This window comes from Roseomonas acroporae (assembly GCF_023223525.1).
GTDB lineage: Bacteria > Pseudomonadota > Alphaproteobacteria > Acetobacterales > Acetobacteraceae > Roseomonas_E > Roseomonas_E acroporae.
In genome coordinates, this window is the sequence record NZ_JALPRX010000050.1 from 28,357 (window position 1) to 53,532 (window position 25,176).

A 25,176-nucleotide genomic window follows, 5' to 3' on the forward strand; every position below is an offset into this window, starting at 1 on the left:
CATGAGCTTCGCCCTCTCCAAGCTGCTCTGGATGCTGCTGCAGCCGAGCAATTTCCTGCTGCTGGTGAGCTGGGCCGGACTCGCCCTGATCTGGCTGCGCCGGGAACGGCCCGGGGGGCGCCTCCGGGGATACCTCTGGGGGCGGCGGCTGCTGACCCTCGGCCTGGGCGGGCTGGCCTTCGTCATCCTGCTGCCGGTCGGGCCGCTGCTGCTGCTGACCCTGGAATCGCGCTTCCCCATCGTCGCGGCGCCGCCGGCGCGGGTGGACGGCATCATCGTGCTCGGCGGTGCCGTGGAGACGGAGCTGACGGCCGAATGGGGCCTGCCGAGCCTGAACGCCGCCGCCGAGCGCATGACGACCTTCGCCACCCTGGCGCGGCGCTACCCGGAGGCGCGGCTGGTCTTCACCGGCGGCAGCGGCCTGCTGCTGCCCGGCGCGGTGTCGGAGGCGCAGGTGGCGCGCGCCCTGTTCGACGGGCTGGGCATCGCGCCGGGCCGGGTGCTGTACGAGGACCGCTCCCGCAACACCCACGAGAACGCCGCCTTCTCGCGCGCGCTGGTGCGGCCGGCGCCGGGCGAGACCTGGATCCTGATCACCTCGGCCAGCCACATGCCGCGCTCGGTGGGGATCTTCCGGCGGCAGGGCTGGGCCGTGCTGCCCTGGCCGGTGGCGTTCAAGTCGGGCCGCCGGCTGGCCACGCTCTGGGATGGCGCCGCGCCCGGACGCCGCCTCGGCGACCTCGACTGGGCGGTGCACGAGTGGGTGGGGCTGATCGCGTACCGGCTGCTGGGGCGGACCGACGCGCTGTTCCCGGGGCCGGATTGAGACGACGATGCCGGCAGCCAGGAAGGGCGCCGCCCTCCTGGCGGATGGGGAACGGGGAAGGCGGAGCCTTCCCCGAAAAGGCGCCGGCAGCGGATGCCGGCTCAGGCGCTCGCCGAGAGTGCCCGCGCCTCGTCGGCGCCCAGCGCGGCCAGCGCCGCCGCCGCGATCTGCCGCGCGTTCAGCCCCGCCTGGTCGTACTGCACGCGCGGCGATTCATGGTCGATGAACCGGTCGGGCAGCACCATCGGCCGCACCTTCAGCCCGTGGTCGAGCAGCCCCTTCCAGGCGAGGTGCTGCAGCACCAGCGAGCCGAAGCCGCCGACCGAGCCCTCCTCGACCGTGATCAGCACCGCGTGCTCGCGCGCGAGGCGCTCGACCAGCGCCGTGTCGAGCGGCTTGGCGAAGCGGGCATCGGCGACCGTGGTGGAGAAGCCGCGCGCGCCCAGCTCGTCGGCCGCCTTCAGCGCCTCGTGCAGCCGCGCGCCGTAGGAGAGGATCGCGACCTTGCTCCCCTCGCGCAGCACGCGTCCCTTGCCGATCTCCAGCACGGTGCCGCGCCTCGGCACCTCGACGCCGAAGCCCTCGCCGCGCGGGAAGCGGAAGGCGGAGGGGCGGTCGTCGATCGCGGCGGCCGTCGCCACCATGTGCGCCAGCTCCGCCTCGTCGGCCGAGGCCATCAGCACCATCTCGGGGATGCAGCCGAGATAGGCGATGTCGTAGGCGCCGGCATGCGTCGCGCCGTCGGCGCCGACCAGCCCGGCGCGGTCCATGGCGAAGCGCACGGGCAGCTTCTGCAGCGCCACGTCGTGCACCACCTGGTCGTAGGCGCGCTGGAGGAAGGTGGAGTAGATCGCGACGAAGGGCTTCATCCCCTCGGTCGCCATGCCGGCGGCGAAGGTGACGGCGTGCTGCTCGGCGATGCCCACGTCGAAGGTGCGGCCGGGGAAGCGCTTGCCGAAGATGTCGAGCCCGGTGCCGGAGGGCATGGCGGCGGTCACCGCCACCACCCGCTCGTCCGCCTCGGCCTCGGCCACCAGCGCGTTGGCGAAGACCTTGGTGAAGCTCGGCGGTCCCGGCGGCGCCTTGACCTGCTCGCCGGTGACGACGTTGAACTTCACCACGCCGTGGTACTTGTCGGCGCTGGCCTCGGCCGGGGCGTAGCCCTTGCCCTTCTGCGTCACGACGTGCAGCAGCACCGGCGTCAGGTCGTCCGCGTCGCGCAGGTTGCGCAGCACGGGCAGCAGGTGGTCGAGGTCGTGCCCGTCGATCGGACCGACGTAGTAGAAGCCCAGCTCCTCGAACAGCGTGCCGCCGGTCAGCAGGCCGCGGGCATACTCGTCGGCCCGGCGCGCGGCGCGCTCGATCGGCCCCGGGAAGCGCCTGGCCATGCGCGCCATCAGGTCGCGCAGGTTGAGGAAGGGGCGAGAGGAGATCAGGCGGGAGAGGTAGTTCGACATGGCGCCGACGGGCGGCGCGATCGACATGTCGTTGTCGTTCAGCACGACGATCAGCCGCGCCTTGCTGGCGCCGGCGTTGTTCATCGCCTCGTAGGCCATGCCGGCGCTCATCGCGCCGTCGCCGATCACGGCGATGACGTGCTCGGCGTCGCGGCCCGCCTTCTCGCCCTTCAGCCGCCGCGCCACGGCCATGCCGAGGCCGGCCGAGATGGAGGTGGAGGAGTGGGCGGCGCCGAACGGGTCGTACTCGCTCTCGCTGCGGCGGGTGAAGCCGGAGAGGCCGCCGCCCTGGCGCAGGGTGCGGATGCGGTCGCGACGCCCGGTCAGGATCTTGTGCGGGTAGGCCTGGTGGCCGACGTCCCAGATCAGCCGGTCGTGCGGCGTGTCGAACACGGCATGCACCGCGACGGTCAGCTCCACCACGCCGAGCGAGGCGCCGAGATGCCCGCCGGTCTGGCTGACCGCGTGGATGGTCTCGGCGCGCAGCTCGTCGGCCACCTGCCGGAGCTGCTCGTTCGAGAGGTTGCGCAGGTCGGACGGGTATCGCACGCGGTCGAGCAGCGGCGTTGCCGGGCCGGCCTGCGCCTTCCCCGGCTGGGCGTTACCGGACTGGGAAACACCGGACTGGGAGGTGCCAAGCTGGGAATTGCCGCCCTGGGCCATCAGTGCCTCCGCTCGATCGTGTAGGCGGCAAGCGCGCACAGCAGCCCGGCGCGTTCCCCGAAGCCTTCCAGATGCAATTTCGCCTGTTCCACCAGCGCCTCGGCCTGGATGCGGGCGCGTTCGAGGCCGAGCAGCCCGACCAGAGTCGCCTTGCCGGCCTCGGCATCCTTGCCGGTCCGCTTGCCGGTTTCCCCCGCCGTGGCGGTGGCGTCAAGCAGATCGTCCGCGATCTGGAACGCCGCCCCCAGCTCGCGGCCATAGGCGGCCAGGGCGTGGCGCTGGCTGATCGGCGCCTTGCCGAGGATGGCGCCGGCCTCGGCGGAGAACTCGATCAGCTTGCCGGTCTTGAGCAATTGCAGCCGTCCGACCGAGGCCTCGGTGGCGGCGCCGGGCTCGGCCGCCTCGGCCAGCATGTCGAGCATCTGCCCGCCCACCATGCCGCGCGGCCCGGCGGCGAGGGAGAGGCAGCGGATCAGCTCGCAGCGCACCGCCGGGTCCGGGTGGGTGTCCTCGCCGGCCAGCACGGTGAAGGCGTGGGTCAGCAGCGCGTCCCCGGCCAGGATCGCGGTCGCCTCGTCGAAGGCCCGGTGGCAGGTCGGCTTGCCGCGGCGCAGGTCGTCGTCGTCCATCGCCGGCAGGTCGTCATGGACCAGCGAGTAGGCGTGCACCATCTCGATCGCGGCGGCGACGCGCAGCGCCGCCGAGCGGGAGACGGTGAACTGCCGCGCCCCCTCCAGCACCAGGAAGCCGCGCATCCGCTTGCCGCCGCCCATGGCGCCGTAGCGCATCGCCTCGTAGAGCCGCGCCTCGGCTCCCTCGGCCCGTGGCAGCAGCACGTCCAGCGCCTGCTCGATCGCCTCGGCGGCGGCGGACAGCGCGGCGGGCAGCGCCTCCGCCGGGAGGGCCGTGCCCGTCTTGTCCTGCATCCCAGTCCTCTCCCCGGCCGCTAGCCGGCATCCCTGAATTCGCGCAGGCCCGCCGGGGCGCCGTCCGGCCCCTCGACGATGGCCTGCACCCTGGCCTCGGCCTCGGCCAGCTTGTGCTCGCAGTGCCGCCGCAGCGCGGCACCGCGCTCGTAGGCGTCGATCGCCTCCTCCAGCCGTCCCTGCCCGCCCTCGAGCCGGCGGACGATCCCTTCGAGCTCGGCCAGGGCGGCCTCGAAGGAGAGGGAGCGGACCTCCTGCGCCGCGTCCGGAGCGGCCCCGCCGCCCGTCCCTTCCGGAGTCGTTCCCGGCTTCGTTCCCTGGGCCGCGCGGGCATCCGGCATGGCCGGCTCCGTGGTGGTGCTCTGCATCATGGGCTTGTAACACGTCGCGGTGGGCCGGGGCGAGGCCGGCCGTCCCGGCATCGACACGGCCGCGTGCCGCGCCGGGGACGGGCGGGCACCGGCACGGCCGCGCCGCAAGCCCCCCAGCGGGCGGCCCCGGGGCCGGGACATGGCGCCGCCGCGGCTGGCCGCCATGCCGGCCGCCGGCTCAGAAGCGCCAGACGACCACCGCCGACAGGCGGGCTTCGCGCAGGAAGGGAATGGCGACCGCGGCGCCCGATTCGGCCTGCCCCGGCGCCGTGTCCCCCGACCCGGCGCCCGTGGCGTGCGCCACCACCGGCGCGCAGGTGCTCCAGGCGCGCCCGACCAGCCCCTCGCCGCGCGGCACGCTGATCGACGGTCCTTCCTCCGCCTCGCTCCCCTCCGCCCCGCCGTCATCCACCTGCAGCACCAGCGAGGCGCGCGCCTCGTCCGGCAGCCAGATCTCGAAGCGGCGGGCGATCGGCGTCCCCTGCGCCGAGATGAAGGCCAGCACCCAGGTCAGGCCGGAGCCGTCGTCGGGATAGGGGAAGGCCATGCCCTTGTTGAGCCCGACCTTGACCGCCCCCTCCCAGCGCAGGAAGCCGTGCGCGCGGCCGAGATCGGCCATCGCCACCGGCAGCCCCGCCTGCCAGGCCAGCCCCGGCAGGCCGAAGCCGCGCATGAAGCGCGTGTTCTGCGACAGCCAGCCGAAGGCGTCGGCGGTGCCGTAGTAGCCGTCCACCAGGCTCATCTCGGTGTTCTCGCGGGCGTCGTTGCGCCACAGCTCGATGGCGCCGACATGCGCCTCGTCGTCGCCGCACAGGAACACCACCACCGCCAGCAGGATGTCGCCGGCCAGCACCGGCAGGGCGACGGCGCAGGTGAGCCCCGCCGCCTGCGCCGCCTCGCCGCGGAGGAAGTAGGAGGTCTGCAGGTCCTTCAGGATGATGGGATGCCGGGCCGCCCAGGCCCTTCCCGGCAGGCCCTCGCCGTAGGCGAAGCTGATGCGCTCGCTCGCCGCGCGGAACCCGCCGAGCGGTCCGTACAGCCCGTCGCCCAGCACCAGCCTGGTGCGGTCGGGACTCGGCAGCCAGATCTCGATCACGCGGATGAACGTCTGCATTCGCCCCGGCACCCCAGCTTCGTGCGATCCCGGAAGGTTCGCCGCCGGGGAGCGGCAGCGTCAAGCGGCGGGAAAGGCCCGCGGATGCCGCGGCCTCGCCGCCGTGCCGGCAGGCAGGCCGGTCGCCGCCGGCCGCCGGGAGCGGATGGCGGCGCCCCGGCGGGTGCTGCCGCCCCGCCCGCGGCCGCCCCGCCCGGGGAGATCCGGCCGGCTCAGCTCAGCATCAGCGCCCGCACATGCGCCGCCGTGCTGCTGGCCAGGGCGTTGAGGTCGTAGCCGCCCTCCAGCGTCGAGACCAGCCGCCCCCGCGCGTGGCGGTCGGCGATGCGGCAAAGCGCCTCGGTCAGCCAGGCGAAGTCGTCCTCGCGCACGCGGAGCTGGGCCAGCGGGTCCCGGGCATGCGCGTCGAAGCCCGCCGAGACCACCAGCAGCTCCGGCGCGAACGCCTCCAGCGCCGGCAGCAGCCGGTCGGCCCAGGCGGCGCGGAACTCGACGCCGGTGGCGCCGGGGGGCAGCGTCGCGTTGACGATGTTGCCCACCCCCGTCTCGTCCTCCAGCCCGGTGCCGGGATAGCAGGGGTACTGGTGCGAGGAGGCGTAGAACAGCGTCGGGTCGCGCTCGAAGATCGCCTGGGTGCCGTTGCCGTGATGGACGTCGAAATCCACCACCGCCACCCGGCCCAGCCCGTGCGCCGCCCGGGCGTGGCGCGCCGCGACGGCGGCGTTGGCGAACAGGCAGAAGCCCATGGCCTGCGCCGGCTCGGCATGGTGGCCGGGCGGGCGGACGGCGCAGAAGGCGCGCGGCGCCTCCCCCGCCATCACCGCGTCCACGGCCGCCACCCCGGCGCCGGCCGCGCGCAGCGCCGCCTCCACCGAGCCCGCCGACATCACCGTGTCGCCGTCGAGGTGGCGCAACGTCTCGCCCGGCGCCGGCCCCGCCGCCAGGATCGCCGCCACGTAGGGCGCGGGGTGGACGCGTTCGAGCTGCGCCGTGGTGGCGCGCGGCGCCTCCCGCCGGTCGAGGTGCATGAACTCCTCGGTCTCCAGCGCGCGCAGCACGGCGCGCAGGCGGTCCGGGCATTCCGGGTGATCGACCCCCGTCCGGTGGTCGAGGCAGGCCTGGTGGGTGAAGAGCAGCGTGTTCACGTCCCGGCCCCGCCGCCCGCCGCCCCGCCCGCCGCGCCGGAAGCCGTCTCGTCGCGCCGGCGGATCACGAAGCGGTACACCCCCTCGCTCTCGCCGAAGGAGACCAGCGCATGGCCCGTCTCGCGGCAGAAGGCGCGGAAATCCTTGGCGCTGGCCGGGTCGGTGGCGAGCACGGTGAGGCGGGAGCCGGGCGGCAGGTGGCGCAACGCCTTGTTGGCCTTCAGCACGGGCAGGGGACAGGTCAGGCCCTGCAGGTCGAGCAGAGTCTCGGACATCGGCGCCTCCAGGGGGCTCCTCCCGGGAGCCCTTCCGACCACGGATTGCATCATTCCGCGCCGGGGAGGGCAATATGAGGCGACGCAGCCCTTGCGGCAGGGCCGCCGCCCCCACCATCCTCCCGCCATGACCCTCCGACTCGGCATCGACCTCGGCGGCACCAAGACCGAGATCGTGGCGCTCGACCCCGCCGGCGGCGTCCGGCTGCGCCGGCGCGAACCCACCCCGCACGAGTACGACGCCGTGGTGCGCCTGATCGGCGACATGGCGGAGGCCACCGAGCGCGACCTGGAGGAGAAGGGCTCGCTCGGCATCGGCATCCCGGGCAGCCTGAGCCCGGTCACCGGCCTCGTGCGCAACGGCAACTCCACCTTCCTCAACGGCAGGCCCCTGCAGCAGGACCTGGAGGCGCGCCTCGGCCGGCCCGTGAGGATCAGCAACGACGCCAACTGCCTCGCCATGAGCGAGGCGGCGGACGGCGCCGGCCGCGGCTACGGCGTGGTCTTCGCCGTGATCTTCGGCACCGGCGTCGGCGGCGGCCTCGTGGTGAACGGGAAGATCGTCGAGGGGCTGAACAAGGTGGCCGCCGAGTGGGGCCACAACCCGCTGCCCTGGATGACCCCCGAGGAGTTCCCCGGCCGACGCTGCTGGTGCGGGCGCCTCGGCTGCAACGAGGTGTTCCTCTCCGGCCCCGCCCTGGCGCGCGACGCCGACGGCGAGGGCATGCGCGACGCCAGCGCCCTGCCCGAGCGCGCCGCGCACGGCGACCAGGTGGCGGTGGCGGCGCTGGAGCGGCACGCGGACCGCGCCGCGCGCGCCTTCGCCTCCGTCATCAACCTGCTGGACCCGGACGTGATCGTGCTGGGCGGCGGCGTCTCCAACATGACCCACCTCTACAAGCGCGTACCGGAGCTGTGGGGGAAGTACGTGTTCAGCGACACGGTGCGCACGCCTCTGGTGCAGGCGGCGCATGGCGACAGCTCCGGGGTGTTCGGGGCGGCGCGGCTCTGGGATTGAGGCGGGGCGGCCGGGACGGTTCCCGCCGCGCCGCGGGCTTTCGGGGGCGCGGGGCGGGGCTGCCCCGTGGCCCGGAAAATGCGGGAAAACAATGGCTGGAGCGGCCCCGGCCCGAGGCGGTCGGGTCGGGAACGGCTCAGCCTTCCGGTTCTTCGCATTTTCCGGGTCGCCGGGTGGGTACGCCCGGCTCGAAAATGCTCTGGAGCGGAACGCAGACCGGCTGGGACTGCGTGCCGCCCCACCCCATTGTTTTCCGAGCGGATTCACGCCTCCGGGCGTAGCCGCCCTCCAGCGATCCGCTCTAGCCGGCGCCCAGCGCCACCGCCGTGCGGTAGGTGACGAAGGCGGCGAGGTAGGCCAGCGCCAGCATGTAGCCGAAGGTCACCCACATCCAGGTGTAGCCACCCGTCTCGCGCCGGATCACGCCGAGCGTCGCCACGCATTGCGGCGCGAAGACGTACCAGGCGAGGAAGGCCAGCGCCGTGGCGAGGCTCCACTTGCCGGCCAGGGTCTGGCCGAGCTCGCTGGTCTCCTCCTCGGCGTTCGCCACCGCGTAGACCGTGCCGAGCGAGGCGACCGCCACCTCGCGCGCCGCCATGCCGGGGATCAGCGCCACGCCGATCTGCCAGTTGAAGCCGATCGGCGCGATCAGCGGCTCCACCGCGTGGCCGATGGTGGCGGCCAGGCTGTACTCGATGGCGGGCTCGGTCGCGTCCTCGGGCGCGGGCGGCACCGAGGAGAGGAACCAGATCAGCACCATCATCGAGAGGATGGTGGTGCCGGCGCGGCGCAGGAACGCCTTGGCCCGCTGCCACAGGCCGAGCAGCACGGAGCGCGCCGAGGGCAGCTTGTAGTCCGGCAGCTCCAGCATGAAGGGCTCGGCCGGGCGGCCGCGCCAGAGCAGGCGCCTGGCCAGGAAGGAGACGGTCAGCGCCGAGAGGATGCCCACCGCGTAGAGCCCGAACATCACGAGGCCCTGCAGCCCGACCCAGCCGCCCCAGACCGTCCGGTCCGGGATGAAGGCCGCGATGATCAGCGTGTAGACCGGGATGCGCGCCGAGCAGGTCATCAGCGGGGCGACCAGGATGGTGGTCAGCCGGTCGTGCCGGCTGTCGATCACCCGCGTCGACATGATGCCCGGTATGGCGCAGGCGAAGGAGGAGAGCAGCGGGATGAAGGCGCGCCCGTGCAGCCCCGCGCCGCCCATGATGCGGTCCATCAGGAAGGCGGCCCGCGCCATGTAGCCGAAATCCTCCAGCAGCAGGATGAACAGGAACAGGATCAGGATCTGCGGCAGGAAGACGAGCACCGAGCCCACGCCCGAGATCAGCCCGTCGCGCAGGAAGGAGCGCAGCAGCCCGGCCGCGCCGGAATCCGGCAGCAGGTCGCCGACCAGGTCCCCCAGCGACCTGAAGGCGCCGTCGATCAGCTCCATCGGCGCCTCGGCCCAGCTGAACACCGCCTGGAACATCAGGAACAGCAGGGCGAGCAGGATCAGCAGCCCGGCCACGGGGTGCAGCAGCACCGCGTCGATGCGGCTGGTCACGGTGTCCGGCCGCGCCGGCGGCGTCACCGCGGCGCGCAGGATGCGGTCCGCCTCGCGCTGCACGGCGCGGATGCCGGCGGCGTCGGGAGGCGTCCAGCCTTCGGCCCCGCCGGGGGAGGCCGAGGCGGATACCCGGGTGTCCGGCGACGGGGCGGCCGAGGCCGCCGGCAGCGCGCGGTCGAGCGCCTCCAGCAGCGCCCGCGTGCCGCCGCGGCGCACCGCCACGGTGGCGACCACCGGCATGCCGAGCTCGGCGGAGAGCCGGTCGAGGTCGATCGCGAAGCCGCGGTGACGGGCGATGTCGAACATGTTGAGCGCGAGCAGCATCGGCTGCCCGAGCCGCTTCAGCTCCAGCACCAGCCGCAGGCCGAGGCGCAGATTGGTGGCGTCGGCGACGCAGAGCAGCAGGTCCGGCGCCGGCTCGCCGCGCTGGCGGCCGAGCACCACGTCGCGCGTCACCACCTCGTCGGGCGAGCGGGCGCGCAGCGAGTAGGTGCCGGGCAGGTCGAGCAGGCGGATCGCGGTGCCGGCAGCGGTGTGGGCCGCCCCCTCCTTCCGCTCCACCGTGACACCCGGATAGTTCGCCACGTGCTGGCGGCTGCCGGTCAGCGCGTTGAACAGCGCCGTCTTGCCGCAATTCGGGTTGCCGACCAGCGCCACGCGCGGCGCGCGCAGGGTCGCTGCGAGATGGGGGGCGATCTCGTTCAACGGCGTTCTCCCGTGCCGCCGCGCGCCGTGGCGCTCAAGCGGGCCCGTCCTTGCCAGCGCTGCCCGGGCCAGCGGTGCCCGGGCCAGCACTGCCCGGGCCGGCACTGCCCGGCCGGTGGGCCGGCGGCTTCCCCGCCTCCCGCCGATCCGTCCCCCGTCCGCCGGCCTCCGCGCCGTCTGGCAGGGCCTCGACCAGCAGCGCCGCGGCCTCGCGCCGGCGCAGCGCGATCGTGGTGCCGGCGATGCGCAGCGCGATCGGGTCGCGCCCGAACAGGCCCTGGTGCAGCACCTCCACCGTCTCGCCCTCGGCGAAGCCCAGCTCCAGCAGCCGCCGCTCCAGCTCCTCCGGCTCGATCGCCGGGTTGCCGGCCAGCGCCCGCACGGCGTGGATGCGGCCGCGGAACCCGACCGCCGCCTCGGCGAGCGTCCGCAGGGCGGGCGGGGGCGCGGCCGCGCCGGCCGTGGGGCTGGCCGACGGCGCGTCGGAGACTGCCGCGGCCGGGGAGCGCGCGTCCCGCATGGTGTTGCTCCTCGATGGCGGCCCTGGGACGGCCGGGGTGCGAGGGAGATAGGCCACCTGCGAGGAATTCGCAATTCCGCCACCCGCGCCCGGGGCGCTTGGCTGCCGCTCGCCGCCCCCCCTTCCCGTGTCCGCCCCCCGGCCTTAATTCCGCCATCCCATGGAAGAGGCGTTCACGATGCGACAGAACCAGACGGTGCCGGAGCCCTGCCGCCATTCCGTCTCGCCCTGCCGCGAGGCCCTGTTCGCCGAGCTGCGCGGCCTGGCCCAGCGCGTCGCCGCCGCCGAGGACCTGCTCGCGCCCTATCTCCGGCGGGTGCTGATCGGCCGCGCCTGCTTCGAGGACGCGCTGGCGCACCTGCTGGCCGGCAAGCTGGCCGGCGCCGACATGCCGGAGGAGCGCCTGGTCCGCCTGGTGCACGAGGCGCTGACGGCCGAGCGCGGCATCGCCGCCGCCGCCGGCCGCGACCTCGATGCCGCCACCGACCGCAACCCGGCCGCCCCGGACCGGCTGACGCCCTTCCTGCACTTCAAGGGCTTCCACGCGCTGCAATGGCACCGCGTGAACCACTGGCTCTGGCACCGCGGCCGCGTCGACCTCGCCGCCCACTTCCAGAGCCGCGTCTCCGAGACCTTCGGCGTGGACATCCACCCGGCCGCGCGGGTCGGCGCGGGGGTGTTCATCGACCACGGCACCGCCGTGGTGGTGGGCGAGACCTCGGTGATCGGCGACGACGTCTCGATCCTGCAGGGCGTCACCCTGGGCGGCACCGGCAAGCAGGCCGGCGACCGCCACCCCAAGGTGCGCGAGGGCGTGCTGATCGGCGCCGGCGCGCACATCCTGGGCAACATCGAGATCGGGGCCGGCGCCAAGATCGGCGCGGGTTCCGTGGTGCTGCAGGACGTGCCACCCTTCCGCACGGCGGTGGGCGTGCCCGCGCGCCTGGTCGGCCTGCCGCACCTGCCGATGTCCGGCCTGCTGATGGATCATCGGCTGCCGGACGCGCCGGCCTGAGAACCGGCAGCCGCCCCGGGGCGGGGCGGAAGCCCGTTCCGGCCCGTCCGGGACGGCCCGCGGCCGCACGCGCACGATCTGTTGACGCCACCTTCGGGGCGCCGGGGCATTGCTGCATTACGATCCCGCGGCGTCGCGCGGAGGGGCGGGCCGGCCGCGCGCCGCGGCGTGCGGCCCCGACACGACTGGACAGGAGAGAGTTGATGGGCCGACTGGCAGATCGCCGGGTGTTGGTCGTGGAGGACGAGGCGCTCGTGGCCATGCTGGTCGAGGACGCGCTGCTGGAGGTGGGCTGCACGATCATGGGGCCCGCCACCACGGTGGCCGAGGCGCTCAAGCTGATCGAGAAGGGCCTGCCCGACGTGGCGGTGCTCGACCTCAACCTCGGCGGCGAGACCTCGACCCCCGTGGCGGATGCGCTGGCGGCGCGCGGCGTGCCCTTCATCGTGGCCACGGGCTACGGCGCGGCGGGGCTGCCGCCCGGCTACAAGGACGTGCCGGTGCTGGCCAAGCCCTACGACCCGGCGGAGCTGACCCGGGCGCTGGACGCGCTCTGCGCCTGAACGCCGGCGGCGCGTTCCGGGCCTGAACGCGCCGGTGGCGGGCGAGGCGCGGGCAGCGCGGAACGCGATCCGCGCCGCCGGCGTGCGCCACGGGCCGGTCCGCATGGGTGCGGGCCGATAGGACGCCCCGGCCTGGCGCGGGACCGCCCCGCCGGCCCCGGGCGGGGCGGCATCATCCTCCGTCCGCGGCGGGCCGCAGGTGCACGGCGAGCCAGAGCGTCTCCCGCGCCGGGTCGGTCCAGGCGACGCGGTGGCGGCAGCCGGCCGGCAGGATCGCGTAGTCGCCGGGATCGAGTCGGCGCTCGGAGCCGTCCGGGAAGCCGAGCGCCGCGCCGCCCGCGACCAGCAGCACGAATTCGTCGGTCGGCGCGTCGTACCAGAAGCCGGGCGGGCTGGCATGGGCGCGGGAGGCGATCCGCTCCACCACGGCGCCATCGCCCGCGAGCAGCGCCGAGGCCGCCTCGGACCCCGCCGCCGGGACGGGACCGTCGGCGAGCCGGCCGAAGCGCGGCGCGCTCATGTCCACCCAGCGGCCGTGCCGCGCCGTGCCGCCGGGCCGCCCGCCCGGGCCCCGAACCCCGCACTCCCCATCGCTCCGGCTCCCTTCCGTGCCCCGTCCCGTGTCCCCGGCCCATGCCCGCCGCCCCGATGCCTGCCGTGGGCATGCGGACCGGGAGGGCAATGATGACGTAAGCTCGCCCGCGTAGCATGCTCGCGACGCCGCCGCCTTCGCGCGGCATGCGTGGAGGAGGGTTGCGCATGGCGTCGGGCTCCGGAGGCGACACGCTGCTACAGGAGGAGCGGCTCCTCCGCGTCACCACGCCGCTCGGCCCCGACGTGCTGATCCTGCGCCGGCTGACGGTGCACGAGGCGATCTCGCGCCCCTTCCTGATCGAGGCGGAGCTGATCTCCGAGCGCGGCGACCTCAGGCCCACCGACCTGGTCGGCAAGACGGTCACGTGCAGCATCCACCGCCCGAGCCAGCCGCCGCGCCAGTTCCACGGGCTGGTGCGCAACTTCTCCAAGCTCGCCTGGTACGGGCGCGGCTACACGCTGTACCGGCTCCAGGCCATCCCGCGCTTCTGGCGCATGCTCCAGACGGCCGATTGCCGCATCTTCCAGAACCAGTCGGTGAAGGCGATCCTGCAGACGCTGTTCGGCGAGGGGCAGGTGGCGCCGGTCACCTTCGGCACGCTGCCGGAGACGCCGCGCACCTACTGCGTGCAGTACAACGAGACCGACCTCGACTTCGCCCAGCGCCTGCTCGACGAGATCGGCGGCGGCTACTGGTTCCAGCAGGAGGCGGGGAACCACAAGCTGATGGTCACCGGCGCCAACGCCGACTTCCCGCTGGTGCCGGGCGAGCCGGTGACGGTGCGCGCGGCCAATGCCGGCGACCAGGAATACATCGACGCGCTGACCGAGTGGCACCATCACGACGGCATGCGGCTCGGCAAGGCCGAGGCGCTCGACTACGACATGCTCAAGCCCTCGACGCCGCTGAAATCGGTCGCCACCACGATCATCCAGGGGCCGCACCAGCCGGTGGAGTGGGAGCAGTTCCTCTGGCCCGGTGGCCAGACCGTGCGCCCCGACATCGACCCGGCCAAGCTGGCGCTGGAGCAGCACGAGGAGCAGGCCGAGCAGGTGAGCGCCACGGGCCACGACCCGGCGGTGTTCGCGGGCGGCCGCCTCAAGGTGCGCGCGGCGGTGAACAGCACGAGCGTGACGAACTGGCTGATCACCGACGTGGTGCACGAGGCCTTCGAGGAGAGCCACATGGCGGGCGGCGGCGGCAGCGGCTACCGCTCGCGCCTGACCCTGATCCCGGCCGACCGCACCTTCCGCCACCCCGATCCGCGCCCGCGCCCGGTGATGCCCGGGCTGCAATGCGCGATCGTGACCGGCCCCGCGGGCGAGGAGATCCACACCGACGAGCACGGCCGGATCAAGATCCGCTTCCTGTGGGACCGCAAGGGCAAGCGGGACGACAACTCCTCCTGCTGGGTGCGCGTGGCGCAGGGCTGGGCGGGGCCGAACCGCGGGATGTGGTTCCTGCCGCGCGTCGGCGACGAGGTGCTGGTGGGCTTCGTCGAGGGCGACGCGGACCGGCCGGTCGTGCTCGGCTCGCTGCACAACGCCGAGGCGAAGACGCCCTTCGCCCTGCCGGCGAACAAGACGCAGAGCGGCCTCTACACGCGCTCCTACAGGAACGGCACCACCGCCAACGCCAACATCCTGCGCTTCGAGGACAAGAAGGGGCAGGAGGAGGTGTACCTGCACGCCGAGAAGGACGTGACGGTGGAGGTCGAGAACGACCGCAACGAGACGATCGACCGCGACCACACCGAGACGGTCAAGCGCCACCACACCCAGACCGTGACGCAGAACCGCACCAGCACGATCGAGCAGGGCGACGACAAGCTGACCATCAAGATGGGCAACCGCACCGAGGAGCTGTCGATGGGCAACGACAGCCTCACGCTCAAGATGGGCAACCTGACCATCAAGTGCGACCTCGGCAAGGTGGAGATCGAGGCGATGCAGTCGATCGAGCTGAAGGTGGGGCAGTCCTCGGTGAAGCTCGACCAGATGGGCGTCACCATCCAGGGCATGATGGTCAAGGCCGAGGCGCAGATCCAGCTCCAGACCAAGGGGCTGATGGCCCAGCACAACGCCGACGCGATGATGATCGTCAAGGGCGGCATCACGATGATCAACTGAGGGACGCGACGATGCGCGACCCCGTCACGGGGAGGCCGCGATGAGCGGCGCGATGCAGGGCGGGCGGCCGCCGGCCGGGGCCCCGGCCGGGCCTGGCAAGCTCGCCGTGCCCTTCCCGCCGCTGCGGCCGCGGCTGGAGCTGGACCAGGCGGCCGAGGCGATCGTCGGCGATGTCGGCGACGCCGCGACGGCGCTGGAGCGGCTGCTGGCCGGCAACCGGCTGGTGGAATCGGCACGGCTCTGCGCGCACGCGCTGCCCCGGCGCGAGGCGGTGTGGTGGGCCTGCATGTGCGCCCGCGGCGTGCCGGACCCCGCCCTGGCGCCGGCCGACCTCGCCGCGCTGGAGGCCGCCGAGGCCTGGGTGCGCCGCCCCGACGAGCCGGCGCGCCGCGCCGCGATGGCGGCGGCGCAGGCGACCGGCTTCCGCTCGCCCGAGGCCTGGGCGGCGGTCGGCGCCTTCTGGAGCGGCGGCAGCATGGCGCCGGAGGGCGCGCCCGCGGTGCCGCCGGCCGAGCACTTCACCGGCGCGGCCATCGCCGGCGCGGTGGTGATGGCCTCGGTGCGGGTGAAGCCGGAGCGGTCCGAGCAGCGCCTCGCGCGCTTCGTCGCCTCGGCGCGCGACATCGCCGCGGGCGGCGCCGGGCGCCTGCCGCCGGAGGCCGGGTGATGCCGGCGCCGATCGCCGCGCGGCGTCCGTCGCCCGGGGTCGTGCGGGATCGGTCGCGGGATGCCGCGCGGGATCCGGTTCGGGATGCCGCGCGGGATCCGGCGCGGCTTTCTGCGCGGCATGCGTGCGTGCCGCCGTGCGGATGCGCGCGGATGTCCAATGCGTCACAGACGGCACCGGGCCGGCCGGGCTATGCTCGCCGCCGGCCGCCCCGTCCCGGAGCCCACACCATGCCTGGCATGCCCGCCGCCCGAATCACCGACATGCATGTCTGCCCGATGGTGACGCCGGGCCTGCCGCCGATCCCGCATGTCGGCGGCCCGATCCTGCCGCCGGCGGCGGTCACGGTGCTCACCGGCGCGCTGCCGCAGGCGCGCGTCGGCGACATGTGCGTCTGCGTCGGGCCGCCCGACGTGATCGTGCTCGGCAGCTTCACCGTGCTGGTCTGCGGCCAGCCGGCGGCACGCATCGGCGACATGACGGCGCATGGCGGCACCATCGTGATGGGCCTGCCCACCGTGCTGATCGGCTGAGGCGGACGATGCATCTCACCCTCGCCGTGCTGCGCTGCCCCGACCACGCGGTGCCGGAGACGCGGCGCGTCGGCCTCTCCGACTTCTTCATCGGCCGCGGCGCCGACTGCCAGTGGGTGCTGCCGGACGCCGAGCGCGTGCTGAGCAAGCAGCACTGCGTGCTGGAGTTCCGCGGCGGCGGCTGGCAGGTGCGCGACCTCTCCACCAACGGCACCTTCCGCAACGGCCGCGACACGCCGATCGGCAAGGACCGCGCCGAGCCGATCGAGGATGGCGACCGGCTGCGCCTCGGCCCCTGGGAGATCGAGGCGCGGGTGGAGGCCCAGGCCCAGGCCGGGGCCCCCGGCGGCTTCCCCGGTGGCTTCCCTGGCGCCCTCCCTGGCGCCCTCCCTGGCGGCATGGCGGGGCCGGCGGCCGGCGGCCCGGTGCCGAACTGGGGCGCCCCCGCCTACAACCCGTCCTCGGGCGGCGGCTATGGCGGCGCGGGCTTCCCGGCGGCCGAGCCGATGCCGGGCGGCCATGCGGGGGGCGGCGGGCTGGCCGCCCTGCCGGGCGGCTTGCCGGCGGCCGATGCGCGCTTCCCGCCGCCGGAGCCGCCGCCGCTGCCCGGGGAGCGGCCCTATCCGCCGCCGCCGGCCGCGCCCTACCGGCCGCTCGGCCTGCCGGCCGGCGACCGCCCGGAGCCGCCGGCCTCGCTGGTGCCGCCCGAGCCGCGCTACGACATCCCGCCGCTGCCGGGGCTGGATGGCGGGCCGGGGCCGTTCGGTCCGCGCGGGTCCTGGGACGGTGCCCCGGGGGAGGGCCAGAGGGAAGGCCAGAGGGAGGGCTACAGGGAGAGCGCGCCGTCCGGCGGCGGCACCGGCGGATTCCCCGGCGACGGCCTGCCCGGCAGCCCGCTGCCCGGGCTGGAGACGCCCTTCTCGCGCCACGGCTCGGAGCCCGACCACATCCCGGCGCAGCAGCAGGCCTACCGGCCGCCGCCGGTGACGCCGGGCGGCGCCGCCGCCATGTCCGGCTGGGACGAGGAGTGGGACCTCAACTCGCTGCCCAGGCCGGGCGGGTCGGCCGGCGCCGAGCCCTGGGGGGCACCGCCCGGCACGGGCCAGGGAACGGCCGGCGTGCCGCTCCCTCGCCCGGAGGGGCGGCCAGAGGGAAGGCCAGAGGGAAGGCCAGAGGGAAGGCCAGAGGGGGCGGCCGCCGGTGCCGCCGAACAGGGCATGACGCCCGGCGCCGCACCGGCCGCGACGCCGCCATGGCCGGCACCCGGCTACGGCACGCCCGATCCGGCCGCCGGCGGCGTCGCCCCGCTGCCCGGCCTCGGCCGGACGGCGGAGACGCCGGGTGGCCCGCCCCGGGGTCAGCCGGCATCTCCCTACCCGGCGCGGCAAGGTACGGCGCCGGGCTTCGCGGCCGAGGCCGCGCCCTTCCACGAGGCCGCGTTCCCCGCCTCGGGTGCCCCGCCGGGATCGTTCCCAGGGGCGTCCCAGGGGGTGTCCCAGGGGGCACCACTGGGAGCGTCCCTGCGGCCGCCAGCGGGGCCGTTCCAGGGACCGGCGCAGGGGAGCGCGCCGACGGGCTGGCCCGGTGCCCCGGCCGGGGGCGCGCCGATGCCGGTCGCCGGCCATCCGGGAGCGCCGGCGGGGTCGTCCGCCGCCATGGCCCAGCCTCCGGCCGTGCCGGATGCCGCGCTGGCCGCCTTCCTGGCCGGCGCGGGGATGAACCCGGCCATGCTGCCCGGTGCCGATCCGCTGTCGGCGCTGCACGCCGCCGGCATCGCGCTGCGCGCCGCGATCACCGGCATCCGCCACCTGCTGATCGCCCGCGCCGACGTGAAGCGGGAGTTCCGCATCGAGCAGACCATGCTGCGCGCCGCCGGCAACAACCCGGTGAAATTCGCGGCCACCGACGAACAGGCGCTGGCGGCGCTGCTCGCCTCCGCGAACGGCGCCCGCGCCGTGGCGGAGACGGTGAGCGACCTGACGGCGCACCAGGTGGCGACGGTGGCCGCCACCCAGGCGGCGGCGCGCGCCCTGCTGGACCGGCTGGCCCCCACCGCCGTGGAGGCGGAGGACCGGGGCGGCGGCCTGTTCAGCGGCCGGAACGCGCGGCTGTGGGAGCTCTACGTGCGGCTGCACGGCCAGCTCGCCGCGCAGTTCGACGACGATTTCGACAGCGCCTTCGGCAAGGAGTTCGCTCGTGCCTACGAGCGCGCCGCGCGGCGCGACGGCGGATAGGGCGGCCGCCGGCCACGCGCCGCGCCTTGCGGCGCGCGCCGCGGCGCATCCCGCTCCCGCCGGTGTTTTCACGCTTTTCCCGGGTCGCCCGGCGAGGATGCCCGGCCCGGGGATGCTCTGGTGTCCTGCTCCTTCCGTTCGCTGCGCTCGCAGCGAACGGAAGGGATCGGCAGGCCACTGAAAAAGGCTGGTGCCCCGGCTCCGAAGTCCGAACGGCTTCGGAGCCGGGGCACCAGGGCCGTGCCAGGCCGGCCGTGGCGGCCGGAACGGCCCTGGCCTTTGATCCGACGCATTTTCCGAGCCGCCGGGCGAACAAGCTCGGCTTGGAAATGCTCTAATGTTTCGCTCCCGTCCGGTGGTCGGGATGCGGGTTCCGACGGCGCAGGGCCGGTCCGACCAGGGGGCCGGACGAGGAGTGGCGGCAGGCCGATGGTGTGGCACGACAAGGTCGTCTGGGGCGAGGGCATGTTCCTGCGCGCCCAGCACTTCCAGCAGCAGGACCGGCACTTCGAGCACCTGCTCCAGGCGCGCGCCGCGCCGCTGCGGCCGCACCCCTGGGGCATCACCGAGCTGACGCTCGACCGCGACCTGCTGGCCGCCGGCAAGTTCGCCGTGGCGAGCTGCGCCGGCGTGCTGGAGGACGGCACGCCCTTCGCCATCCCCGGCGACGCCGACCAGCCCACGCCGCTCGACCTGCCGGAGGGGACGCGCAACCAGATCGTCTACCTCGCCCTGCCGCTGCGCCAGCCGGGCACGCCCGAGATCGCCTTCGGCCAGGGCGCGGCCACCGGCGCCGAGGCGAGCGGGGCACGGCACGTGCTGCGCTCCCTCGATGCGTTCGACACCCATTCCGACGGCTCCGAGTCGGCGCGGCTGGAGGTGGCGCGGCCGCGCCTGCGCTACATGCTGGAGCGCGAGGAGCGCGCCGGCTTCACCTGCCTCGGCCTCGCCCGGATCATGGAGGTGCAGGCGGACCGGCGGGTGGCGGTGGACGAGGGCTACATGCCGAGCTGCCTGCGGGTCGCCGCCGCCACGCCGCTGGCGACGGCGCTCTCGACGCTGACCGGCACGATCGGGCAGCGGGCCGAGGCGTTGGCCGGGCGGCTCTCGCAGCCCGAGTCGCGCGGCGTCGCGGACGTGTCGGACTTCGTGCTGCTCGCCGCGCTGAACCGCTGGCGGCCGCTGCTCTCGCACTGGGCCGATGCCGGCAACCTGCACCCGGAGACGCTCTACGCCGGCCTGGTCTCGCTGGCCGGCGAGCTGTGCACCTTCCTCGACGACACGCGCCGCGCGCCCACCTACCCGGCCTACCGGCACGAGGACCTGCAGCGCAGCTTCGCGCCGGTGCTGGCGGACCTGCGGCGCACCCTGCTCAACGCGGGGCGCGAGAACGCCGTCGCGATCCCGCTGCGCGACTGGCGCAACAACGTCCGCGTCGGCCAGCTCGAGGACCGCACGCTGCTGCGCAACGCCGTGTTCGTGCTGGCCGTGCGCGCCGACACGCCCTCCGAGCATCTGCGCCGGCTGTTCCCGAGCCACGTCAAGATCGGCGCCGTGGAGTTCATCCGCGAGCTGGTGACGGTGGCGCTGCCCGGCATCGCCGTCAGGCCGCTGCCGGTGGCGCCGCGCCAGATCCCGTTCCACGCCGGCGCCACCTACTTCGAGCTCGATCGCGGCAGCCCGCACTGGCAGCAGATGCAGCAGTCGGCGGGCTTCGCCGTGCACGTCTCCGGCGAGTACCCGAACCTCACCATGGAGCTGTGGGCGATCCGCGGATGAGCGACAATCCCTTCGCCGAGCCTGAGGATGCCGACCGCACCGTGGTGCGCGGTCCCGGCGGGCCGCGGCCCGGAGGAGCCCAGGGCGGCGCGCCGGGCGGCTACCCGCCGGCGGGGCCGGACCCCTTCGCCATGCCGATGGGCGGCTATCCGGCCCAGGGCTATCCCGCCTCCGGCTACCCGGGCCCGGGCCCGGGGCCGGGCGCGCCGGGTTATCCGGGCCAGGGCCATCCGCCGGGCGGGGCGCAGCCCGGCTACCCGATGCCGGGCCAGGGCCAAGGGCAGGGATACGGCCAGGGCGCGCCGGAGCCGGCGCCGCGCCTCGCCAGCGAGGCCGAGGCGCTGCCCAAGGTGGGCATCGGCCCGCTCGCCGCCGCCGCCGCGCCGCTGCTCGACCTGCTGGCGCGCCTCGCCAACACCGGCGTCGCCCGCGCGCCGGATCCGCACGAGCTGCGCGAGCGCGCGCTCAGGGCGCTGCGCGCCTTCGAGGTGGATGCCGACGCCGCCGGCGTGCCCGCCGAGCAGATCCGCCCGGCGCACTACACGCTCTGCGCGGCGCTCGACGACGTGGTGCTGGCGGCGCCCTGGGGCGCGTCCAGCGGCTGGTCGGCGCACTCGCTGGTCGCCACCTGCCACAACCAGACCCATGCCGGCGAACGCTGGTTCGACATGCTCGCCCACATGCAGCGCGAGCCGGCACGCTACGCCCAGGCGCTGGAAGTGGCCTATCTGGTGCTGGCGCTGGGCTTCCAGGGCCAGTACCGGCTGGCGCCGCGCGGCGCCGCCGAGCTCGACCGCATCCGCGAGTCGCTCTACCAGCTCCTGCAGAAGCTGCGCGGCGGCTTCGAGCGGGAACTGTCGCCGCACTGGCGCGGCGTCGACGCGCCGCATCGCGGCCCGAGCCGCGCCGTGCCCGCCTGGGCCGCCGCGATCGTGGCGGTGGCGCTGCTCGGCCTCGGCTACGCCTTCCTCTCGCAGCGGGTGAACGATGGCGCCGACGGGCTGTTCGAGCGCCTCGCCGCGCTGCCCCCCGCGCGGCCGCCGACGATCGACCGCACGCCGGTGGTGCTGCCCGTCGCCCCGCCGCCGCGCCCGGCCGAGCCGCCGGCGCCGCCGCCCGACCCGACCGTGTCGGTGCGCCGCTTCCTCCAGCCCGAGATCGACGAGGGGCTGGTGACGGTGTTCGGCGATGCCGGCCGCCTCGTCGTGCGCATCCGCAACCGCGGCATGTTCGCCTCCGGCTCGGCCACGGTGGAGGACCGCTTCCAGGGCATCCTGCAGCGCATCGGCCAGGCGCTGCGCGACGAGCCCGGCCGCGTGCTGGTGATCGGCCACACCGACAGCCAGCCGATCCGCTCGATGCGCTTCCCCTCCAACTTCCACCTCTCCACCGCCCGCGCGCAGGCCGCCATGACCCTGATCGCCAACGCCACCGGCGACGCCTCCCGCTTCGCCTCCGAGGGACGCGCCGACGCCGAGCCGATCGGCGACAACGCGACGGCGGAGGGGCGCGAGCAGAACCGGCGCGTCGACGTCATCGTGATCCGGAGCGCGCCCTGATGGAGGCCGTGCTCTACGCGCTGGTGACGATCCCGGCGCTGGCCGGCTTCGCCTCGCTGCTGCTGCTGCTGCCGGTGATCTGGCTGTTCGCGCCGCTGGTCGGCTTCGGCGACTTCCGCCCCTTCGAGAGCGAGTGGGCGCGGGCGATCCTCTGCGCCATCCCGATCCTGATCTACTTCGGCCTGGTGGTCTGGCAGTCGCGGGTCTGGACGCGGCGCGACAAGGCGCTGGTCGCGGCCGCCGCCGCGCCCGATCCCGGGCCGAGCCAGGCGGACGAGGCCGCCGCCGAGCAGGAAGCCGAGCTGCGCGAGAAGCTGACCGAGGCGCTGGCCAGGCTGCGCAAGGCGGGCGGCGGGCGGCGCTTCCTCTACGAGCTGCCCTGGTACGTGCTGATCGGCCCGCCCGCCTCGGGCAAGACCACGGCGCTGGAGAATTCCGGCCTCGAATTCCCGCTCGCCGAGGGCGCCAAGCTCAAGGGCGTGGGCGGCACCCGCTTCTGCGACTGGTGGCTCTCCGACCGGGCCGTGCTGATCGACACGGCCGGGCGCTACACCACCCAGGACAGCGACGCGGCGGCCGACAGGGCGGGCTGGGAGCGCTTCCTCGACCTGCTGCGCCGCAACCGGCCGCGCCAGCCGCTGAACGGCGTCATCATCGCCTTCCCGGCCGACGAGCTGAGCCGGCTCGACAATGCCGGGCGCGACGCGCACGCCCGCACCATCCGCCGCCGAATCCGCGAGCTGGAGGAAAGGCTCGGCCAGCGCCTGCCGATCTACTTCATGCTGAGCAAGGCCGACCTGCTCTCCGGCTTCGTCGAGTTCTTCGACGACCTCGACAAGGATGCGCGGCAGCAGGTCTGGGGCGTCACCTTCCCGCCGGCGGCCGGGCCGGAGGGGACGGTCGGGAAATTCGCGTCCGAATTCGCGCTGCTGCTCAAGCGCCTGCAGGACCGGCTGCTGGAGCGGCTGCAGAACGAGCGCGGGCCGCAGCAGCGGGCGCTGATCGCCGGCTTCCCGGCGCAGTTCGCCTCGATCGAGGCGCCGCTGACGGGGCTGCTCAACACCACCTTCGCCGGCACCAGGCTCGACCCGGCGCCGATGCTGCGCGGCGTCTACTTCACCTCCGGCACGCAGGAGGGCGCGCCGCTCGACCGGCTGACCGGCGCCCTCTCGCGTGCCTTCGGGCTCGACCCGCGCCGCGCCGCGCAGGCGGGCGGGCAGCGGGCGCGCGCCTACTTCATCGGCCGGCTGCTGCGCGAGGTGGTGTTCAACGAGGCGCGGCTGGCCGCGCGCGACCGCGGTGCCGAGAAGCGGCGCCGCCTCGTCTCGGCCGTCGCCTGGGGCCTTGCCGCGCTCGTCGTGCTCGGCGCCGGCGCCTGGGGCTGGAGCGTCTACAGCGCCGAGGCGCGGCGCAACGCGGCGCTCGCCGAGCAGATCGGCAAGGCCGAGGCGGCGGCGAACGGCCTGCCGCTCGACCGCGTCTCGGACCCCGACTTCGCGGCCGTGCTGCCCTATCTCGACGCGGCGCGCGACCTGCCGCCGGCGGCGCGGCGCGATGGCGGCGGTCTCGAATCCGGGCTCGGGCTCGACCAGGGCGGCAAGCTGGCGCAGGGCGGCAACCTCGCCTATCGCCGCGCCCTCGACCGCACGCTGCTGCCGCGCCTGCTGGCGCGGCTGGAGACGCGGATGCGCGGCAGCTTCCAGGATTCCAACGCGCTCTACGCGATGACGCGCGTCTACCTGATGCTCGGCCGCAAGGGCCCGCTCGACACGGCGATGATCCGCGACTGGTTCGTCGAGGACTGGGCGCGCGCCTATCCGGGGGCGGTGAACGACCAGACCCGCGCCGCGCTGGCCGCGCATCTCGACGCGCTGCTGGCCACCGACTTCACCGCCTACCCGCTGGACGATTCGCTGGTGGAATCGGCGCGCGTGGTGTTCTCGCGCCTGCCGCTGGCCGAGCGCGTCTACGCGCGGCTGAAGCCGTTGGGCCAGGGGATGCCGGGCTGGCGGCCGGCGACGGCGCTGGGCGCGGCGGGGCAGCGCTTCTTCGCCTCGGCGCGCGGCCGGCCGCTGACCGAGGAGTCGGTGCCGGCCCTCTACACGGTGGAGGGCCTCTACCGCGTGCTGCTGCCGCAGCTCGGCCGCGCCGTGCGCGCCGCCGCCTCGGAGCGCTGGGTGCTGGGTTCGGCCACCCCGGCGGCCGACGCCGCCGCCGGCAACCAGGACGACGCGCTGCGGCTGGAGCAGGCGGTGCTCGCGCTCTACGCCGCCGACTACGTGCGGTACTGGCAGGCGGCGCTGGACGACCTCGTGCTGGTGCCCTTCCGCAGCCTGCAGGAATCGGCCGAGGGGCTGAACCTGCTCGGCGCGCGCAATTCGCCGATCCGCGACCTCGCGCGCGGCATGGCGCGGCAGCTCTCGCCCGGCACCCCGCCCGACGCGCCCGCCGCCGCCCCGGCGGCGCCCGCCCAGGCCCAGGCGCCCGGCCAGCCGGCGGCGGCCGACCCGAACGCGGCGCTGCGCGAAGCCGCCGCCCCGGTGGCGCGCGTGGTGGAGGAGCGTTTCCGCGCCTTCCGCGAGGCCGCCGGCGAGCCGCTGGACGGCGCGCTCGCCATCGTCAACGACCTCTACGTGGCGGTGGCGCGGCTCGCCTCGGCGCCGCCCGGCACGGTGCTGCCGCCCGCGCCCGGGCTCGATCCCGGCCAGCGCCTGCTGGCCGAGGCGGCGCGCCAGCCGGACCCGATCGGCAAGTGGCTGCGCGGCCTCGTCGAGGTCACCAACGGCCAGCGCGCCGGCGGCGCCCGCGCCATGATCGCCGCGGCGGCGCGCGGCGGCGGGGGTGGTGGCGGTGGCGGCGGTGGGGGAGGCGGGGGCGGCGCGCTGCTGCCGACCTGCCGGTTGGTGGAGGGGCGCTTCCCCTTCAGCCGCGGCTCCATGCAGGACATGCCGGTGGACGATTTCGGCCGGCTGTTCGGCCCGGGCGGCATGTTCGACCAGTTCTTCGCCCAGTACCTCGCCCCCTACGCCGACCGCACCCAGGCGCGCTGGCGCCCGGTGGCGGCGGCGGGGCTGGCGCCGCCCGTGGCCCAGGCCGATCTCGACCAGTTCCAGCGCGCCGAGCAGATCCGCCAGGCCTTCTATCCGGGGGGCGGTGGGCTCGGCCTGCGCTTCGAGCTGCTGCCGCAGACCATCAACGCCGACAGCGCGACGCTGGAGGCGGAAGGGGTGCAGAACAGCATCACCCAGGACGCGCCGCGCCGGCCGATCCCGCTGGGCTGGCCCTCGCGCGGCAACGTGACGCTGACCTTCGACCCGCCCAGCTCGGCCGGGCCGCTCGCCTATGATGGCCCCTGGGCGGCGATGCGCCTCATCATGCGCGCCAACCCCGCCCGCACCGCGCCGGACCGGATGCGCGTGCCGGTGGTGCAGGGCGACCGCAGCGCCGTGTTCGAGCTGCGCACCGGCAGCACCGTGCATCCCTTCGGGCTGGCGGCGCTGCAGGATTTCCGCTGCCCCACCCTGGCGCCCTGA

General features: G+C 75.0%; 19 protein-coding genes and 1 pseudogene. 11 read left to right on the forward strand and 9 right to left on the reverse strand.

The features are described 5' to 3' along the window. Position 1 precedes the first annotated feature (1 nt). Positions 2–826, forward strand: a complete 825-nt coding sequence (locus M0638_RS12055; RefSeq protein ID WP_248667238.1) for a YdcF family protein — start codon at positions 2–4, stop codon at positions 824–826. 101 nt (positions 827–927) lie between these two features. On the opposite strand, the gene dxs is transcribed toward M0638_RS12055, so the two are convergent. The 6 genes and pseudogenes from dxs to M0638_RS12085 all read right to left on the reverse strand — a co-directional run bounded on the left by dxs (position 928) and on the right by M0638_RS12085 (position 6,777). Further along, on the reverse strand, positions 928–2,946 hold the full coding sequence (gene dxs, locus M0638_RS12060; RefSeq protein WP_248667239.1) for a 1-deoxy-D-xylulose-5-phosphate synthase: 2,019 nt from the start codon (positions 2,944–2,946) through the stop codon (positions 928–930). Further along, positions 2,946–3,872: a polyprenyl synthetase family protein gene (locus M0638_RS12065; protein WP_248667240.1), complete on the reverse strand. Its 927-nt coding sequence runs from the start codon at positions 3,870–3,872 to the stop codon at positions 2,946–2,948. Before M0638_RS12065 ends, dxs begins: the two co-directional genes overlap by 1 nt. A gap of 20 nt (positions 3,873–3,892) precedes the next feature. Further along, positions 3,893–4,123: pseudogene (locus M0638_RS12070) on the reverse strand (exodeoxyribonuclease VII small subunit); the annotation flags it as partial. A 298-nt stretch (positions 4,124–4,421) separates the two neighbouring features. After that, on the reverse strand, positions 4,422–5,357 hold the full coding sequence (locus M0638_RS12075) for a GAF domain-containing protein (protein ID WP_248667241.1): 936 nt from the start codon (positions 5,355–5,357) through the stop codon (positions 4,422–4,424). 212 nt (positions 5,358–5,569) lie between these two features. After that, the gene (locus M0638_RS12080) at positions 5,570–6,502 is read right to left on the reverse strand and encodes a histone deacetylase family protein (RefSeq protein ID WP_248667242.1); all 933 of its coding nucleotides are present in this window, start codon (positions 6,500–6,502) and stop codon (positions 5,570–5,572) included. Beyond that, a complete protein-coding gene (locus tag M0638_RS12085; RefSeq protein ID WP_248667243.1) occupies positions 6,499–6,777 on the reverse strand; it encodes a sulfurtransferase TusA family protein in 279 nt (92 codons plus the stop codon). Before M0638_RS12085 ends, M0638_RS12080 begins: the two co-directional genes overlap by 4 nt. Positions 6,778–6,904: 127 nt before the next feature. On the opposite strand from M0638_RS12085, the gene M0638_RS12090 reads away from it, so the two are divergent. Then, positions 6,905–7,795, forward strand: a complete 891-nt coding sequence (locus tag M0638_RS12090; RefSeq protein ID WP_248667244.1) for an ROK family protein — start codon at positions 6,905–6,907, stop codon at positions 7,793–7,795. Positions 7,796–8,096: 301 nt separating this feature from the next. On the opposite strand, the gene feoB is transcribed toward M0638_RS12090, so the two are convergent. Next, positions 8,097–10,016, reverse strand: coding sequence for a ferrous iron transport protein B (gene feoB / locus M0638_RS12095; RefSeq protein WP_456316034.1), 1,920 nt, complete (start codon positions 10,014–10,016; stop codon positions 8,097–8,099). A gap of 67 nt (positions 10,017–10,083) precedes the next feature. Then, positions 10,084–10,569 carry a FeoA family protein gene (locus M0638_RS12100; RefSeq protein WP_248667246.1) on the reverse strand — a complete coding sequence of 162 codons (486 nt, stop codon included), beginning with the start codon at positions 10,567–10,569 and terminating at the stop codon, positions 10,084–10,086. A gap of 178 nt (positions 10,570–10,747) precedes the next feature. Here M0638_RS12100 and cysE point away from each other — a divergent pair, with 178 nt between their 5' ends. Together cysE and M0638_RS12110 are read left to right on the forward strand one after the other, a co-directional pair. Continuing rightward, positions 10,748–11,584, forward strand: a complete 837-nt coding sequence (gene cysE / locus M0638_RS12105) for a serine O-acetyltransferase (protein ID WP_248667247.1) — start codon at positions 10,748–10,750, stop codon at positions 11,582–11,584. Positions 11,585–11,787: 203 nt separating this feature from the next. Continuing rightward, positions 11,788–12,147: a response regulator gene (locus M0638_RS12110; protein ID WP_248667248.1), complete on the forward strand. Its 360-nt coding sequence runs from the start codon at positions 11,788–11,790 to the stop codon at positions 12,145–12,147. Between the two features lie 172 nt (positions 12,148–12,319). On the opposite strand, the gene M0638_RS12115 is transcribed toward M0638_RS12110, so the two are convergent. Continuing rightward, positions 12,320–12,667: a cupin domain-containing protein gene (locus tag M0638_RS12115; RefSeq protein WP_248667249.1), complete on the reverse strand. Its 348-nt coding sequence runs from the start codon at positions 12,665–12,667 to the stop codon at positions 12,320–12,322. Positions 12,668–12,906: 239 nt separating this feature from the next. On the opposite strand from M0638_RS12115, the gene M0638_RS12120 reads away from it, so the two are divergent. The 7 genes from M0638_RS12120 (at position 12,907) to tssM (ending at position 25,176) form a co-directional block, all read left to right on the forward strand. Further along, a complete protein-coding gene (locus M0638_RS12120) occupies positions 12,907–14,871 on the forward strand; it encodes a type VI secretion system Vgr family protein (protein ID WP_248667250.1) in 1,965 nt (654 codons plus the stop codon). 40 nt (positions 14,872–14,911) lie between these two features. Next, on the forward strand, positions 14,912–15,538 hold the full coding sequence (locus M0638_RS12125; RefSeq protein WP_248667251.1) for a DUF6931 family protein: 627 nt from the start codon (positions 14,912–14,914) through the stop codon (positions 15,536–15,538). A 230-nt stretch (positions 15,539–15,768) separates the two neighbouring features. Beyond that, positions 15,769–16,071 carry a PAAR domain-containing protein gene (locus M0638_RS12130; RefSeq protein ID WP_248667252.1) on the forward strand — a complete coding sequence of 101 codons (303 nt, stop codon included), beginning with the start codon at positions 15,769–15,771 and terminating at the stop codon, positions 16,069–16,071. Positions 16,072–16,079: 8 nt separating this feature from the next. Then, positions 16,080–18,305 carry a type VI secretion system-associated FHA domain protein TagH gene (gene tagH, locus M0638_RS12135; RefSeq protein WP_248667253.1) on the forward strand — a complete coding sequence of 742 codons (2,226 nt, stop codon included), beginning with the start codon at positions 16,080–16,082 and terminating at the stop codon, positions 18,303–18,305. A gap of 429 nt (positions 18,306–18,734) precedes the next feature. After that, on the forward strand, positions 18,735–20,084 hold the full coding sequence (gene tssK, locus M0638_RS12140; protein ID WP_248667254.1) for a type VI secretion system baseplate subunit TssK: 1,350 nt from the start codon (positions 18,735–18,737) through the stop codon (positions 20,082–20,084). After that, positions 20,081–21,643 (forward strand): type VI secretion system protein TssL, long form, encoded by a 1,563-nt coding sequence (tssL, locus tag M0638_RS12145; RefSeq protein ID WP_248667255.1) that lies wholly within the window; start codon positions 20,081–20,083, stop codon positions 21,641–21,643. Before tssK ends, tssL begins: the two co-directional genes overlap by 4 nt. After that, positions 21,643–25,176 carry a type VI secretion system membrane subunit TssM gene (gene tssM / locus M0638_RS12150; RefSeq protein WP_248667256.1) on the forward strand — a complete coding sequence of 1,178 codons (3,534 nt, stop codon included), beginning with the start codon at positions 21,643–21,645 and terminating at the stop codon, positions 25,174–25,176. Before tssL ends, tssM begins: the two co-directional genes overlap by 1 nt.

What these genes read in the sequence shown, in the direction of transcription:
- tssL (WP_248667255.1), top strand. Translation starts at nt 20,081, where the DNA reads ATGAGCGACAATCCCTTCGCCGAGCCTGAGGATGCCGACCGCACCGTG.
- M0638_RS12090 (WP_248667244.1), top strand. Translation starts at nt 6,905, where the DNA reads ATGACCCTCCGACTCGGCATCGACCTCGGCGGCACCAAGACCGAGATC.
- tagH (WP_248667253.1), top strand. Translation starts at nt 16,080, where the DNA reads ATGCATCTCACCCTCGCCGTGCTGCGCTGCCCCGACCACGCGGTGCCG.
- tssM (WP_248667256.1), top strand. Translation starts at nt 21,643, where the DNA reads ATGGAGGCCGTGCTCTACGCGCTGGTGACGATCCCGGCGCTGGCCGGC.
- M0638_RS12075 (WP_248667241.1), bottom strand. Translation starts at nt 5,357, where the DNA reads ATGCAGACGTTCATCCGCGTGATCGAGATCTGGCTGCCGAGTCCCGAC.
- M0638_RS12085 (WP_248667243.1), bottom strand. Translation starts at nt 6,777, where the DNA reads ATGTCCGAGACTCTGCTCGACCTGCAGGGCCTGACCTGTCCCCTGCCC.
- M0638_RS12120 (WP_248667250.1), top strand. Translation starts at nt 12,907, where the DNA reads ATGGCGTCGGGCTCCGGAGGCGACACGCTGCTACAGGAGGAGCGGCTC.
- M0638_RS12115 (WP_248667249.1), bottom strand. Translation starts at nt 12,667, where the DNA reads ATGAGCGCGCCGCGCTTCGGCCGGCTCGCCGACGGTCCCGTCCCGGCG.
- M0638_RS12100 (WP_248667246.1), bottom strand. Translation starts at nt 10,569, where the DNA reads ATGCGGGACGCGCGCTCCCCGGCCGCGGCAGTCTCCGACGCGCCGTCG.
- tssK (WP_248667254.1), top strand. Translation starts at nt 18,735, where the DNA reads ATGGTGTGGCACGACAAGGTCGTCTGGGGCGAGGGCATGTTCCTGCGC.
- dxs (WP_248667239.1), bottom strand. Translation starts at nt 2,946, where the DNA reads ATGGCCCAGGGCGGCAATTCCCAGCTTGGCACCTCCCAGTCCGGTGTT.
- cysE (WP_248667247.1), top strand. Translation starts at nt 10,748, where the DNA reads ATGCGACAGAACCAGACGGTGCCGGAGCCCTGCCGCCATTCCGTCTCG.
- M0638_RS12065 (WP_248667240.1), bottom strand. Translation starts at nt 3,872, where the DNA reads ATGCAGGACAAGACGGGCACGGCCCTCCCGGCGGAGGCGCTGCCCGCC.
- M0638_RS12130 (WP_248667252.1), top strand. Translation starts at nt 15,769, where the DNA reads ATGCCTGGCATGCCCGCCGCCCGAATCACCGACATGCATGTCTGCCCG.
- M0638_RS12055 (WP_248667238.1), top strand. Translation starts at nt 2, where the DNA reads ATGAGCTTCGCCCTCTCCAAGCTGCTCTGGATGCTGCTGCAGCCGAGC.
- M0638_RS12125 (WP_248667251.1), top strand. Translation starts at nt 14,912, where the DNA reads ATGAGCGGCGCGATGCAGGGCGGGCGGCCGCCGGCCGGGGCCCCGGCC.
- M0638_RS12110 (WP_248667248.1), top strand. Translation starts at nt 11,788, where the DNA reads ATGGGCCGACTGGCAGATCGCCGGGTGTTGGTCGTGGAGGACGAGGCG.